This window comes from Streptomyces sp. CA-288835 (assembly GCF_050936385.1).
Lineage (GTDB): Bacteria > Actinomycetota > Actinomycetes > Streptomycetales > Streptomycetaceae > Streptomyces.
Genome location: NZ_JBNJMW010000001.1, coordinates 4,353,717 through 4,367,377, shown reverse-complemented (window position 1 = coordinate 4,367,377; position 13,661 = coordinate 4,353,717). Strand labels below are relative to the sequence as shown.

The window sequence follows — 13,661 nt, the reverse complement described above, 5'->3', positions numbered from 1 at the left end:
CGGATGTGCCGGCAGACGGGGATGAGGGCATGAGGGAGGAAGTGGCGGCGTGGAAACGAGAAGAGGGCCGGGAGCGGTAAGGGGAGAGCAGCGGCGCCGGACGGGGATCGTCAGTCGCGGTGGGCGTCGTTGCCCGTCATGCTCGTGATCATCTGCAGTCGTACACGGTCGAGGTGGAGCTCCATCAGTTCGGCGGCACGCTCGACCTGGCCCTCGGCGATGGCCTCCGCGAGCTGGTCGTGGTCGGCCAGTGAGGCGTCGGTGTGCGACGCGGCCACGTCGTGCCTGCTACGCACCACGATGATCTGCTGATGCACCCGCCACACCTGCTCGGTGATGCGGGGGCTGCGGGCAGCGTCGAGCACCGCGCGATGGAAGTCGAGGTCCATGCGGTGCGCGAGCTCGCGGCCTGCGGCGAGGTGTTTCCTCGACCGTTCGCAGGCGCGGCGCAGCGCGGCGATGTCCTTGCGGTCGCGCCGTGCGGCGGCCAGGCGCGCAGCGGCGGTCTCGAGTGCTGAGCGCAACTCGAAGAGCGCCTCGATCTCATCCGGCTGGGCCTCGAACGCGACAGCGCCCTTGTTGGGGCGGTGCACCAGGAGGCCCTCACTGACGAGCTGCCGGATCGCTTCGCGCAGGGGTCCCCTGCTGATGCCGAACTCCCGGGCGATCACAGCCTCGTTGACCCGGGTGCCAGACGCGATCTGGCCGCTCAGGAGTCGCTCGCGAAGCGTCTCGACAAGCTGGACGGCGAGGCCGCGCTCAAGGGTGCCAGGCATGCGTACCTCCCGTCCGTTCAGAGCTGACCGATGACGTGATCGCCACGGCCACAAGTGGGTCCCACGCCGCCGACTGCGGCGGCAAAGTGTTGACAGATGACAGTTGATAGGGGCGGATCGCAGTCTGTCAACACCCCTGTGCGGTATCGACTCGGGCCTCGGCAAAGTGATAACTGTTAACACTTCAGGTCGACTTGACGGTACAGCCGCAGGCGGATCCCTCGAGGGCAGTCCCGACGACGCCTGATAGACGATGCACGGTCGGAAAGCCCGTGCGATTGTGTTCTTCTGGGCTTTGGAGCGGGCACCAACACTGCTGACCTGCCGTCAAGGCTAAGGTGCTTGCCCGTCCCGAGTGACGGTGCTGGTGGTCGTGGTCCCCCGCCACCGGCGCTAATGGGCGGTACGTGTGGTGAGGTCCTCGTCCGTGATGGCGCGGACCACCCGGCAAGGGGTTCCGACCGCGACGGTCATCGGGGGAATGCTGCGGCTGACGACGCTGCCGGCGCCGATGACCGACCCGTATCCGATGCGAACGCCGGGCAGGACCACCGCGTTGCTGCCGATCCACACCTTGTCCTCGATCACGATCGGTTCCGAGAACCGTCCGAAGTCGACGCGTCGCGAGGGATGCACCGGGTGTCCCGTCGTGGTCAGGGTGACGCTGGGCGCGATCATGACACCGTTGCCTATGCGGATGTCCACGTCATCGACGAACGTGAGGTTCACGTTCCCGAAGAAGTCGTCGCCGATGTGGACGTGGCTGCCGAACCCGGCGTGGAACGGCGGCAGCAGCACCGTGCGTTCACCGACCGAGCCGAAGATCGCGACGAGTAACGATCGACGCTTCTCCGTGTCGCTCGGTGGTGTGTGGTTGTACTCGAAGATCTGCTCGGTGCGGCGCCGAGGGGCCTGGAAGGCCGCTTCGGACTCGGTGTAGACGAGCCCCTTGGCGATGCGGGCCAGGACTTCTTCCTCGTGAGCATGCGTCACAGCGGAACGCTCCTTCATCCAAGGCATGGATCACGACGATCATCCTGCCTGCTGCATCGGAACTGCGACAGGGATCCAATGAGCCGAGAGCCGCGCGCCGGAAGCCGCTCCTGGCCTACCGGCGCGCGGACCCGGGACTTGTCACCGCCAGATGGACTTCAGCTGCCACGCCCGCAGGTGGTCGAGGGTGGCGGTGCCGCCTTCGGCGAAGAGCTCGACGCCGGTGCTGGAGGGGTCGGGGAAGATCTGGTCGGTGATCACGGCTTCGCCGTTGCCGCCGAAGACCTCGATGGATGACCAGTCGACGAGGATACGGAGCTTGACCTTGCCGTTCTTGGCCTTCAGGGGGGCGGTCTGGACGCCGGGGAAGGTGCTGTTGAAGTCGTCGACACCGGAGCGGGTGCGGTCGACGTACAGCTCCTGGGTCGTGGTGTCGTAGCCGATGACGGTCTCCTCGCCGCCCGTGCCGGTGCGGACCTTGAGGCCGAAGCGGTCGGCGTCCTTGAGGGAGAAGGTCGCCTCGATGTCGAGCGCCTTGCCCTTGGCCCCACGGCTGGTCAGGGGCTTGGAGGTGTTCTTGACGGTGATCCCGGACGCGGTGGCCGGGCGCAGCTGCCGCAGGGACTTCACGCTGTCCACCGGCCTGCTGGTCAGCCGGACTTGGCCGTCTACGGTGTGCAGGGCCATCTCCCTCGGAACGCTCTGCGCGCCGCGCCAGGGGGATGTGGGGACGGACTGGCCGTAGTCCCAGTTGTTCATCCAGCCGATCATGTAGCGCTTGCCGCCGGGGGCGTTCTCCCAGGACACCGCCGCGTAGTAGTCCTTGCCGTAATCGGCCCAATCGGCGCGCTGCACAACCGACTTGGCGGGCTTCTCGGCGGCGGTGAACTGGTCGGCCAGGACGTGGCCCCAGCCGCCCGTGTTCATGTCGACGACCTGGATCTGCGCCTTCTTGCCGGCGTACGGGCGCATGTCGAAGGACGCCCAGTCCAGGGTCTCGCTGTCGGCGCCGGTCGCGCTGCGGACGAACTTGCCGTCGACGAGCAGGTTGACGGACGTCTCTGTGGAGACGCGCTGGGCCTGGGTGTCGGACAGCACGATGTGGTCGACGTTGAGGTGGCCCCAGCCGCCGGTGTTGTCGTCGACGATCCGTATCCGCGCCTTCTTGCCGGCGAGGTCGCCGACGTCCCAGGACGCCCAGTTAAGAGCCTCGGCGTCCTTTCCGGTGGCGCTGCGGACGACTTGGCCGTCCACGAGGAGTTCAACCGCAGTCGCGTTATCGGAGCCGGCCGGGTGATTGCCGCCGCCGACAAGGAAGTTGATGTACTTCTTGTCGATGGTGAACTCGGGCGACGTGAGGGTGCCGGTGCTGGAGTCGCCCTTCAGGAAGCTGTTGGCCAGGCCCTTCCCCAGGAAGCCGGACACGCCCTGCTGGTCGGGGAGGGCGCCGGTGGCCGGTGCGGTGCCGAACGCGTCCCCGGTCGCCGTCCACTCGCCGTACGTTCCGCCTTCGAAGTCGGCGAGGACAGTGCCCTTGGGCGGAGTGCTGTCCATGACGGTTCCGGCCTCGTGCGGATGCCGCCCGCCACCGATCTTGAAGTTCAAGTAGGGGCTGTCAACGGTGAATTCAGGCGAGCTGAGCGTGCCGGTGGCGCCGTCACCGCCGTGGAAGCTGTTCGCGAGGCCCTTCCCGTCGAAGCCCTCCACGCCCTCCTGCCCGCCCACCGCCCCCGCTGCCGGTCCCTGGCCGAACGCGGACCCGGTCGTCGTCCACTCACCGAAGCCGGCGCCCTCGAAGTCCTGCACCACCGTGCCCGTGGGTGGGGTGTACGAGCCCTTGTCCTCGGCGGTGAACTTCTTGCCGTCGAAGTCGCCGATGAAGTACTGAGCGGCCGAACCGCCCGCAATACCACCGGGGTTGATGTTGACGACGAGGACCCACTTGATGTTGTCCGGGTCCCCGTCGACCGCGAGGGGGAACAGGTCAGGGCACTCCCACACGCCGCCCGTCGCACCGGCCGGCCCGAACTCGCTCTGCAGCTCCCAGTCCTTGAGGTTCTTGGACGAGTAGAACCGCACCTTGTGCTCGGCGGACAGCGACACCGTCATCAGCCAGCTCTTGGTCGGCGCGTGCCACTGGACCTTGGGGTCGCGGAAGTTGTTGGAGCCGATGTCGATGACGGGATTGCCCTGGTACTTGGTCCAGGTGCGGCCGCGGTCGGTGCTGTAGGCGAGCGACTGGGCCTGCTTGCCGCCCTCTTTGTAAGCGCTGGTGTAGATCGCCACCATGGGCGGGTTCTTCTTCGTACCGAACCCGGTGGTGTTGTTCCAGTCGACGACCGCGCTGCCGGAGAACACCATCTCCTCGTCGTCGTGCGACAGAGCGAGCGGCAACTCCTCCCAGTGCACGAGGTCCTTGCTCACCGCGTGCCCCCAGGACATGTCGCCCCAGGAGTTGCCGTTCGGGTTGTACTGGTAGAAGAGGTGGTACTCGCCCTTGTAGTAGACGAGGCCGTTGGGGTCGTTCATCCAGTTCTTCTTCGGAGTGAAGTGGAACTGGGGTCTGTACGTCTCGGAGTACGGCCGGGTGTCGGCGGCGACCGCCTGGGGGGCGAGCGAGGCTGCGGACAGGGCGCAGGCCGTCGCCACCGCCGCCACCAATCGCATGCGGGCATGCCGGGATACGCGTACAGAGCTCATGGTGTCTCCTAGTCCCGCGGTCGTCCGGGCAGCGGTGACTGCGGCTCCGGCGCGGACGGACCGAAAAGTGACACCCCAGGCCGATACCGACGTCGACGCCGTAGGCCAAGGGTGTCAACGATGACTTGTGTCATCGATGACATCGAGTGCCCCGATTATGAAGCCCAATCCGGCCAGTACGTCAACGGGTGCGGGCGAGATTGCTTCATTACGGGCCGGCAGGGCGGTCAACAGGGCGGTTAGGTGGGCCAGTTAACGAGTTGTTTCCGGGGTGTTGACCGCTCTGGCCTCTCGGTGCTTCACTGCCGGAACCGGTACCGAAACCGGTTCCGGGACCGCTTCCGGTACCGGTTGCACGGGTCTCTGTACGATCGGCCCTTCGGTGCGGGAGGAACGTCTTCCGCCTCTGCAGGAAGGGAGGGGAGGTGACATGGGAGTCACGATCGCCGACGTGGCCACGCGGGCCGGCGTCAGCAAGACGACGGTCTCGCGGGTGCTGAACGGCAAGGGCGAGATCAACGAGAACACCGTCTTGAAGGTCCGTAACGCGATATCGGAACTTGGCTATGTGCCGAGCGCCGGGGCAGTGGGGCTCGCACGCGGTACGACGCAGATGATCGGCATGCTGGTCCCTGATATGGCCTGGGCCTGGGCCGGCATCGTGCAGTCGGTCGTCTCGACGCTGGAGACCGAGGGCTTCGGACTGCGGATGCTGACCGTGAACCGCGGTGAGGAGTCACTGCGCAGACTGGGCCTGCAGGTCGCTGCCAAGTCGTTCGACGGTCTGCTGGTGGTAGAGCCCGAGGGGGCCATGGGAACCATCACGGAACTGCACGAAGCGGGGCTGCCGGTGGTGCTGATCGACGACCGCTTCCAGCGGCCGGGATTCCCCTACGTGGCCACCACCAACCGGGAGGGCGGCGAGCAGGCGGCGCGCCACCTGCTGGACCTCGGCCGCCACCGCCCTCTGGTGGTGACCGGTCCTGATGAGTACGGCTGTACTCAGGAACGGCTGGGCGGCTTCGTCGATGTCTATGCGCAGGCCGGGATCGAACTCGGCCAACGCAGCGTCATCTGCGGCGACTTCCGTTTCGAAAGCAGTCGGAGCGCGGTCGCGCAAGCTCTCGCGGACGGTGTGGAGTTCGACGCGGTCTTCGGGCACAACGACCCTATGGCGGCCGGGGTGCTCGCGGCCTTGCACGAGGCCGGCCTCAAGGTTCCGGGGGATGTCGCCGTGGTGGGGTTCGATGACGTCGAGCTGGCGTCGTACACCTATCCGGCCCTGACCACCGTCCGCCAGCCGATGCGGGAGATGGGTGAGGCGGCGGCGCGTCTGCTGCTCGACCATGTGCGGAGATCGCCGGAGGCCGCCGCCTCGCGCATCATTCCCACCAGCCTCGTGATCCGTGGCTCGACGTTAGCGCCGGGCTCGAACTGACGGAACGTCATCGCGATACGTAAGTGATGGCGCCCCTCGCGGGTCGGGCGGTGCGTTGCCGGTGACGCACCGCCCCCGGCTCCTTGCAGCCTCTCTCCTTGAAACCTCGGCGAACCTCTTCGGACTCGCCTCCTCGCAACTTCTCGCAGCGCCCCGCGGCTGCGCCTGCGTTCACGCCGCCATGCCCACACGCACCCTCCCCCCGCGCGTCCCGATCCGGGACACCGAACGGTGCGCCTCGCACACCCCGCTCTCACCCTTCGCCCCCGCGCCTGTATCGCTCAACGGCAAGGAGCCGCACGATGCGTATCACCAACCGTCACACCGTCAGAACTCTCCAGACCCTGTGCGTCACCGTCACGGCAGCCCTGGTGGCCACCGGCTGCGGCCGGAGCGAGGATTCCGGCCCCGGCAAGGATGCGCCTGCCGAGATCGGCGCGGGCAAGGCCAAGGGCAAGGTCGTCATGTGGTCCATGGGCGACACCGACAAGTCCCTCGTCAGCCTGGCCAAGGAATTCGAGCAGCAGAACCCCGACGTCGACGTCAAGATCACCCCGGTGCCCTGGGACGCCGCCCACGACAAGCTGACCACCGCGATCGCCAGCGGCAACGTCCCCGACATGTCCGTGATCGGAACGACCTGGATGGCCGAGCTGGCCGCCATGAACGGCTTCCAGGCCACCCCGACGTCGATCAAGTCGTCGGACTTCTATCCCGGCCAGTGGGACACCACGAAGTACAAGGAAACGTCCTACGGTGTGCCGTTCATCGCGAACACCATGGTGGTCTACTACCGCACCGACCTCACCGAGAAGGCCGGCATCAAGGGCGCCCTGGCCGGTGACTGGGACGGCTACGTGAAGGACCTCAAGGCCATCCAGGACACCGCCGGCAAGCAGAACCCCAAGATGCGCAACGCCACCGGGTGGAACATCGGCTTCAACTCCTGGATCTTCTGGTTGCCGCTGGTCTGGCAGCAGGGCGGTGACATCTACGAGGAGAGCACCAAGAAGTTCACCTTCGACTCGCCCGCGGTCGCCGAGGCGCTGAAGCACTACGCGAGCATCCCCAAGCAGGGCCTGGCGCCGACCGACAAGACGGAGAGCCTGCCCGCTTTCCAGGGCGGACAGAACGCCACCTACCAGGAGGGCCCCTCGGTCGTCGGCAGTCTCCGTAAGGACACCCCGAAGCTGGAGAGCGTGTGGAAGACCATGCCGCTGCCGTACTCCAAGCAGCCGGCCGGGTTCGCCGGCGGCAGCGACCTGGCGGTGTTCAAGGACGCCAAGAACTCTGACGCGGCATGGAAGTTCACCAAGTTCCTCAGCGAGCCCGCCAACCTGGCCGCCTATGCCAAGGACAGCGGCGCCATGCCCCCCTCGCCCGCCGCATGGGACGAGGCGCAGCTGAGCAACGACGAGAAGATGAAGGCGTTCGACGAGCAGCTCAAGGTCAGCAAGGCGCCTCCCGCCATCACGACCTGGCAGCAGATCGCCGACGCCATCGACTCCGAGCTGGAGAAGCTGTCCCTCGGCAAGGCCACTGTCGCGCAGGTGCAGAAGGCGCTGCAGTCCAAGGCCACCAGCATCGGCGCCGGACGCTGAGCGCCGCCGCGTGAGCACCCCTCGTACGGACGGATGACATCCATGTCCACGAAAACCCTCCCCGAACGGGGCGACGCCGGTCAGCAGAGCACCGCCGGGCCGAAGAGGAGCGCCGACAGCCGGCGCCCCGTGCTGGGCCGCACGGCGCGCGGCAGGCAGACCCGGGCCGCCTGGACCCTGGCCGTGCCCTTCCTTGCCCTGTTCCTCGCCTTCATGCTGCTGCCGGTCGCCTGGTCGCTGCTAATGAGCCTGACCGACACCAAGAGCGCCGACCTGCGCACCCCGCTGAACGTGTCGTTCGTCGCGTTCGACAACTACGTACGGCTCTTCCAGGACGATCAGTTCCTCCACGCCCTGCGTAACACCGCTGTCTTCGTCCTGGTCGGCCTGCCCCTGACCCTGGCCGCCGGGCTCGCGGCGGCGGTCGCCCTCGACCGCGGCATCCGCCGCTTCCGGGCCGTCTTCCGGGTCGGCTTCTACCTTCCGGTGATCACCAGCATCGTCGCCATCGCGGTGGTCTGGAAGACACTTCTGGAACCGCGTACGGGACTGGTGAACACCATGCTGGGCTGGGTCGGGATCGACGGCCCGGCCTGGCTGGCCGACACCCGCTTCGCCCTTCCCGTCATGATCCTCATGGCCGTCTGGCGCAACCTCGGCACCGTCATGATCATCATGCTCGCCGGGCTGCAGTCCGTACCCCAGTCTTTGATGGAGGCGGCCGAACTCGACGGCGCCGGAGCGTGGCAGCGCTTCTGGCGGGTCACCTTCCCGCTGCTGCGCCCCGCCCTGCTGCTGACCGCGGTGACCACCGGCATCGGCTATCTGCAGTTCTTCGACGAACCGTTCGTGATGACCCAGGGCGGACCGCTGGACTCCACCCTGTCGGCCACGATGTACGCCTACAACCAGTTCGGCAACGGCAACTACGAAGTCGCATCGGCCGCTGGCTACGTCATCTTCGTCCTCATCATCGCGCTGACCGTCCTGCAGTTCCGCGTGCTGCGAGACAAGGACTGATGCCCCATGAGCACCCTCTCCACTCTTCAGCCTGCGCAGCCGGGCACGGACCGGGCACTACGACGCCGCCACACCCGGCAGACCTGGGGCCAACCCTGGCTGTACGTACCGCTCGTCGGCGCCCTGCTGCTGATGATCGCGCCGTTTCTGTGGATGCTCTCCGGGTCCTTCAAACCCGAGGCCGACATCCGCAAAGTACCGCCCGTTCTGATCCCCAGCGCGCCCACGACCGCCAACTACGGCGAACTGTTCAGCAGGCTCGACTTCACGACGATGTTCACCAACTCGGTAGTCGTGGCTCTCGCCGTCACCGCGGGCAACATCATCTTCTGCTCGATGCTCGGATACGCCCTGGCCAAGCTGGAGTTCCGCGGACAGCGCGCCGTGTTCATGCTTGTCATCGGGACCCTGATGGTGCCGGGCCTGGTCACCTTCGTACCGCTGTACGTGCTGGTGGCCAACATGCAGCTGACCGGATCCGTGCTCGGGCTGATCCTGCCGTTCCTGGCCACCCCGTTCGGGGTGTTCCTGATGCGGCAGTTCATCTCGACCCTGCCCGACGAACTCATCGACGCGGCCCGCGTCGACGGCTGCCGCGAACTGGCCATCTTCTGGAAGATCATCCTCCCGCTGACCAAGCCCGCCCTCGCCACCCTGGGGATCATCACCTTCCTCGGCTCCTGGAACAACTTCCTCTGGCCGCTGGTCGTGGCCCAGAACGCGGACCAGTACACGCTGCCGGTCGGGCTCGCCCTGGCCAGCAGCGGACAGGACTTCACCCGCTTCGGCATCCTGCTCGCCGGCAGCGTCGTCGTCCTGCTCCCGGTGATGATCGTCTTCCTCCTCTTCCAACGCCACTTCGTGGCGGGCATCGCCACCACCGGCCTGAAGTGACAGCCCGACGCCCTCCCCGCCGCCCTGTGCCGCACCGGTCCCGCCCGGGGCGGCGGGCGGACGGCGCGCGAGCCCCGCCGTGCCGGACGGCGGCGTTCGCGTGACGAAGCGCTTGCCGTGGCCCATCAACTCTCTGATCTGTGACGACTCATCTCTTGGAGAACAACGTGGGACAGCCGGTCCGCTCTGCGGCGTACCTGGATCCGGAAGCATCCGTAGAAGCGAGGATCGAGGACTTGCTGCCACGGATGACGCTGCCGGAAAAGGTCGGGCAGCTGCTGATGCTCGACGCCCAACACGGGGACCTGGACGACATCGTGTCGGCCAAGCTGGCCGGATCGGTCCTGCATGTGTCGCCAGAGCTGCTGCCTCAGGCCATGGAACTGGCCCGGCAGACCCGGCTCGGCATTCCGCTGCTGACAGCCGACGACGGCATCCACGGCCACTCGTTCTGGCCGGGCGCGACCATCTTCCCGACCCAGCTGGCCATGGCCTGCAGCTGGGATCCGTCCTTGCTGCACCGGGTGGCCCGTGTGGCCGCGACCGAGATCGCGGCGACCGGAATCCACGGGACGTTCTCCCCGGTGCTGTGCATCACCCGCGACCTGCGCTGGGGCCGGATCAACGAGACGTTCGGCGAAGACCCGTACCTGATCGGCGAGTTGGGGGCGGCGATGGTACGTGGCTACCAGGGCGAGGGTCTTGGCGACCCGACAGCCGTGCTGGCGTACGCCAAGCACTTCGCGGGCTACTCCGAAACCCTGGGCGGGCGCGACGCGAGCGAAGCCGATCTCAGCCCGCGCAAGCTGCGCTCGTGGTTCCTGCCCCCGTTCGAGCAGGCGGTAAGGGCGGGCGCTCGCGGCTTCATGCTCGGGTATCAGTCGATCGACGGGGTGCCCATCACCGCCAATGACTGGCTGATCAACGATGTACTCAAGGGCGAGTGGGGCTTCACCGGCACGCTGGTGACCGACTGGGACAACGTCGGCCGGATGGTCTACGACCAGCGAACCTGCGCCGACTATGCCGAGGCCGCGGCGGTCGCCGTCAACGCCGGGAACGACCTCATCATGGCCACGCCGCAGTTCTTCGAGGGCGCGCAGGAGGCGGTCGTCCGCGGCCTGGTCGACGAGAAGGAGATCGATGACGCGGTACGGCGGGTTCTGCGGCTGAAGTTCGAGCTGGGGCTCTTCGAGGATCCGCGCACACCCGACCCCGAGCGGCAGGCGCAGGTGATCGGCTGCCGCGAACACGCCGACCTCAACCTCGAAACCGCCCGTCGTTCCCTGGTGTTGCTGCGCAACGACGGGCTCCTGCCCCTCGAAGGCGGGTTGTCCCGGGAGGACGGAACCGGCCGCGCCGCAAGCCAGGGCACAGCGCGGACGATCGCGGTGATCGGCCCGAACGCCGACAGCACGGAAGCCATGCTCGGCGACTGGGCGGGGGCCTCCGGCCAGGTTCCGTGGATGCCTGAGGGCCATCCACGGGCGTCGGTTGAGACGGTGCTCGACGGTCTTCACGCCGTCGCACCCGCCGACTGGACCATCACCTACGCCCGCGGAGCCGACATCGAAAGCCCCGACCAGGACGGGGGGTGGTCCACCGGGCCCGACGGCCAGCCACAGCCGAGCGTTTTCACCCCCGCCCCGGTCGACCAGGCCCAGCTTCGGGAGGCCACCGCTGCCGCAGAGGCCGCCGACTACGCCGTCGTGGTCGTGGGGGACACCATCGCCCTCACCGGCGAGGTGCGCTCCACGGCCACGCTCGACCTCCAGGGAGGCCAGATCGCGCTGTTGGACGCGGTCGCCGCCACCGGCACACCCATGATCGTCGTACTCGCCCAGTCCAAGCCGAGCACCCTCCCGGACTCGGCACTGAACGCGGCAGCACTCATCGAGGCGTTCAACCCGGGCATGCGCGGCGGCCGCGCCCTCGCCGAACTCCTCCTCGGACTCGTCGAACCCAGCGGCCGGCTCCCCGTCTCCTTCGCACGCCACGTCGGACAGCAGCCCGTCTTCTACAACCAGGTACGAGGCCAGCACGGGCACCGCTACGCGGATCTCACCCAGGACCCCCTGTTCGCGTTCGGCGAGGGCCTCAGCTACACCACCGTCACGCACTCCGACCTGGTCGTGCACGAGACGGACGTCCCCGTCGACGGGACCATCAACGCGACGGTGCGGCTCACCAACAGCGGCAGCCGCCCGGCCCTGGAGACGGTCCAGGCGTATGTCAGCGACCTGACCACCAGCGTCACTTGGGCCGAGCAGGAGCTGAAGGGGTTCGCCCAGGTCGAGATCGCGCCCGGCGAAAGCCTGGACGTCAGCCTCAGCATCCCTGCCGCGCAGTGCTCACTCGTCACGGCCGACAACCGCCGCGTGGTCGAAGCCGGTGAGTTCGCACTCCGCGTCGGCCCCAGCTCACGGCGCGAGCAGCAGCTGAGCACAGGCTTCCGCATCCTGAACTGAAGGCCGCGTACGGGCTGTACGGCCTCTGTACGGCCTTGAAGACCCCCGCCCCGCCGGCCCGCCGCCCCGCTCATCCGAAGGCCGGCGGGGCGGGTCCACTCTGAAACACCGAAAGGCACGCGTGTGTCCACCCCACCCCGTGATCCGCACCGCCCCGTGGCGCACCTGCGCCCGCCCCGCAACTGGATCAACGACCCCAACGGGCTGGTCTTCCACGACGGCCACTACCACGTGTGCTACCAGTACAACCCGTACGGAGCGAACCACGCGAACGTGCACTGGGGCCACTTCCGCAGCCCCGACCTGCTGACCTGGGAGCCGCTGCCGATCGCCCTGTCCCCGACCCCGGGTGGCCTGGACGCCGACGGCTGCTTCTCCGGCAACGCCGTCTCCGACGGCGACCGTCTCGTCGCCTTCTACTCCGCGCATCGCGAGGCCCGCTCGTTCCAGCACCAGCCGGTCACCTGCGCCGTCTCCGACGACGGCGGCAGAAGCTTCGGCCCGCGGGGCGAACTGCTCATCCCGGAGCTGCCCGAGGGCTGCACCATGTACCGCGACCCGTACGTCTGGCAGGACGGCGACGGCTGGCGGATGCTGGTCGGCGCCGCCCTCGCCGACGGCCGCGCCGCGGCCCTCCTGTACGACTCACCCGACCTGGAGACCTGGACGTACCGGGGGCCCTTCGCGGCCCGCGAGAAGGAGCCGATCAGCGGCACCGAACTGGACACCGGCGAGGGCTGGGAATGCCCCCAGTACCTCCCGGCAACGGCAGCCGACGGACGCGGCGCCCTCATCTTCAGCGCATGGAACCTACCGACCGGCCCGCAGAGCGTCGCAGCCCTGATCGGCGAAGAGCACGGCGGCCACTTCGAGGCCGGCCCACCGGTACCCGCCGACTACGGCCCCGACTGCTACGCCCCCGCCCTGCTGCGCGCACCCGGCAACCGGTGGCTCCTGTGGGGCTGGTCATGGGAAGCCCGCGACGAAGCCTGGGCCCTCGCGGACGGATGGGCCGGCGTCCTCACCCTGCCCCGCGAGATCCACGTCGACGACGACGGTTCGCTGCGCCAGCAGCCCGCCACCGAACTGCTTGCCCTGCGCGGCAGACACACCCTCCACGCCGAAGGCGCGACGCACGGCCCGCAGCCGGTGGACCTGGGCAGCGTGGGCCGCGCCTTCGACCTGACGGCCCGTCTGGAGCCAACCGGAAACGCCGGTCTGCGGCTGCTCACCGCGCCGGACGGCTCCGAGTACCTCGACATCCACCTCGATGCCGATGCGGGCGAACTGGTCGTCGACCGTGCCCACGCCTCACTGGACCCCCGGGCTCGCCGCGGCTCCTACCGGATGCCCTGCCCGGCCGATCGACCGGTCGACCTGCGCGTGATCGTCGACCACTCCATCGCCGAAATCTTCCTGACCACCACCGGCCAGGTCCTCACCCTGCGCTTCTACCCGACAGGCCAGGGGCCGTGGCGCCTGCAGGCCGGCAGCGCACCGGGTACGCGCCTCGGCTTCGCGGTCGACGCATGGGAGCTGCATCCGCTCGTGATCAAGGAACCGAGCACGGACGCCAACCCCACCCCCACCCCCGGAAACTGAACGAATCAGGTCCAAAGGAGGATCTTCCATGAGCTCGTACGGTCTCGGACGACGCCAGTTCATTACCACCGCTATTCGCGTCGCCGCCGCCTCGATCCAGCTTTCCGGGAACGCTGTCGCCGCCCGCAGCTGATGCAGGCCTCACGCGGAAACTCTGTGCGTCTCTGGC

9 protein-coding genes are annotated in these 13,661 nt (G+C 67.9%); 6 read left to right on the top strand and 3 right to left on the bottom strand.

Going from position 1 to position 13,661, the window contains the following annotated elements; translation table 11 throughout:
* Positions 1 to 110 precede the first annotated feature (110 nt).
* The 3 genes from ACQEVY_RS19470 to ACQEVY_RS19460 all read right to left on the bottom strand — a co-directional run bounded on the left by ACQEVY_RS19470 (position 111) and on the right by ACQEVY_RS19460 (position 4,469).
* Complete coding sequence (locus ACQEVY_RS19470) at positions 111 to 776, bottom strand: GntR family transcriptional regulator (protein ID WP_432950190.1); 666 nt, start codon at positions 774 to 776, stop codon at positions 111 to 113.
* 393 nt (positions 777 to 1,169) lie between these two features.
* Positions 1,170 to 1,769, bottom strand: coding sequence for a sugar O-acetyltransferase (locus tag ACQEVY_RS19465; RefSeq protein WP_432950188.1), 600 nt, complete (start codon positions 1,767 to 1,769; stop codon positions 1,170 to 1,172).
* Between the two features lie 141 nt (positions 1,770 to 1,910).
* Positions 1,911 to 4,469 carry a GH32 C-terminal domain-containing protein gene (locus ACQEVY_RS19460; protein ID WP_432950186.1) on the bottom strand — a complete coding sequence of 853 codons (2,559 nt, stop codon included), beginning with the start codon at positions 4,467 to 4,469 and terminating at the stop codon, positions 1,911 to 1,913.
* A 430-nt stretch (positions 4,470 to 4,899) separates the two neighbouring features.
* Here ACQEVY_RS19460 and ACQEVY_RS19455 point away from each other — a divergent pair, with 430 nt between their 5' ends.
* The 6 genes from ACQEVY_RS19455 (at position 4,900) to ACQEVY_RS19430 (ending at position 13,492) form a co-directional block, all read left to right on the top strand.
* Positions 4,900 to 5,907: a LacI family DNA-binding transcriptional regulator gene (locus ACQEVY_RS19455; RefSeq protein WP_432950184.1), complete on the top strand. Its 1,008-nt coding sequence runs from the start codon at positions 4,900 to 4,902 to the stop codon at positions 5,905 to 5,907.
* 302 nt (positions 5,908 to 6,209) lie between these two features.
* Complete coding sequence (locus tag ACQEVY_RS19450; RefSeq protein ID WP_432950182.1) at positions 6,210 to 7,508, top strand: extracellular solute-binding protein; 1,299 nt, start codon at positions 6,210 to 6,212, stop codon at positions 7,506 to 7,508.
* Positions 7,509 to 7,541: 33 nt separating this feature from the next.
* The gene (locus tag ACQEVY_RS19445; RefSeq protein ID WP_432950180.1) at positions 7,542 to 8,528 is read left to right on the top strand and encodes a carbohydrate ABC transporter permease; all 987 of its coding nucleotides are present in this window, start codon (positions 7,542 to 7,544) and stop codon (positions 8,526 to 8,528) included.
* Positions 8,529 to 8,534: 6 nt separating this feature from the next.
* Positions 8,535 to 9,422 (top strand): carbohydrate ABC transporter permease, encoded by an 888-nt coding sequence (locus ACQEVY_RS19440; protein WP_432950178.1) that lies wholly within the window; start codon positions 8,535 to 8,537, stop codon positions 9,420 to 9,422.
* Between the two features lie 167 nt (positions 9,423 to 9,589).
* Entirely contained in the window at positions 9,590 to 11,890 is a 2,301-nt protein-coding gene (locus tag ACQEVY_RS19435) for a glycoside hydrolase family 3 N-terminal domain-containing protein (RefSeq protein WP_432955298.1), read from the top strand.
* A 123-nt stretch (positions 11,891 to 12,013) separates the two neighbouring features.
* The gene (locus ACQEVY_RS19430) at positions 12,014 to 13,492 is read left to right on the top strand and encodes a glycoside hydrolase family 32 protein (protein WP_432950176.1); all 1,479 of its coding nucleotides are present in this window, start codon (positions 12,014 to 12,016) and stop codon (positions 13,490 to 13,492) included.
* The last annotated feature ends 169 nt before the right edge of the window (positions 13,493 to 13,661 follow it).

Coding starts and splice junctions, on each gene's coding strand:
- ACQEVY_RS19450 (WP_432950182.1), top strand. CDS start 6,210: ATGCGTATCACCAACCGTCACACCGTCAGAACTCTCCAGACCCTGTGC.
- ACQEVY_RS19460 (WP_432950186.1), bottom strand. CDS start 4,469: ATGAGCTCTGTACGCGTATCCCGGCATGCCCGCATGCGATTGGTGGCG.
- ACQEVY_RS19455 (WP_432950184.1), top strand. CDS start 4,900: ATGGGAGTCACGATCGCCGACGTGGCCACGCGGGCCGGCGTCAGCAAG.
- ACQEVY_RS19445 (WP_432950180.1), top strand. CDS start 7,542: ATGACATCCATGTCCACGAAAACCCTCCCCGAACGGGGCGACGCCGGT.
- ACQEVY_RS19470 (WP_432950190.1), bottom strand. CDS start 776: ATGCCTGGCACCCTTGAGCGCGGCCTCGCCGTCCAGCTTGTCGAGACG.
- ACQEVY_RS19440 (WP_432950178.1), top strand. CDS start 8,535: ATGAGCACCCTCTCCACTCTTCAGCCTGCGCAGCCGGGCACGGACCGG.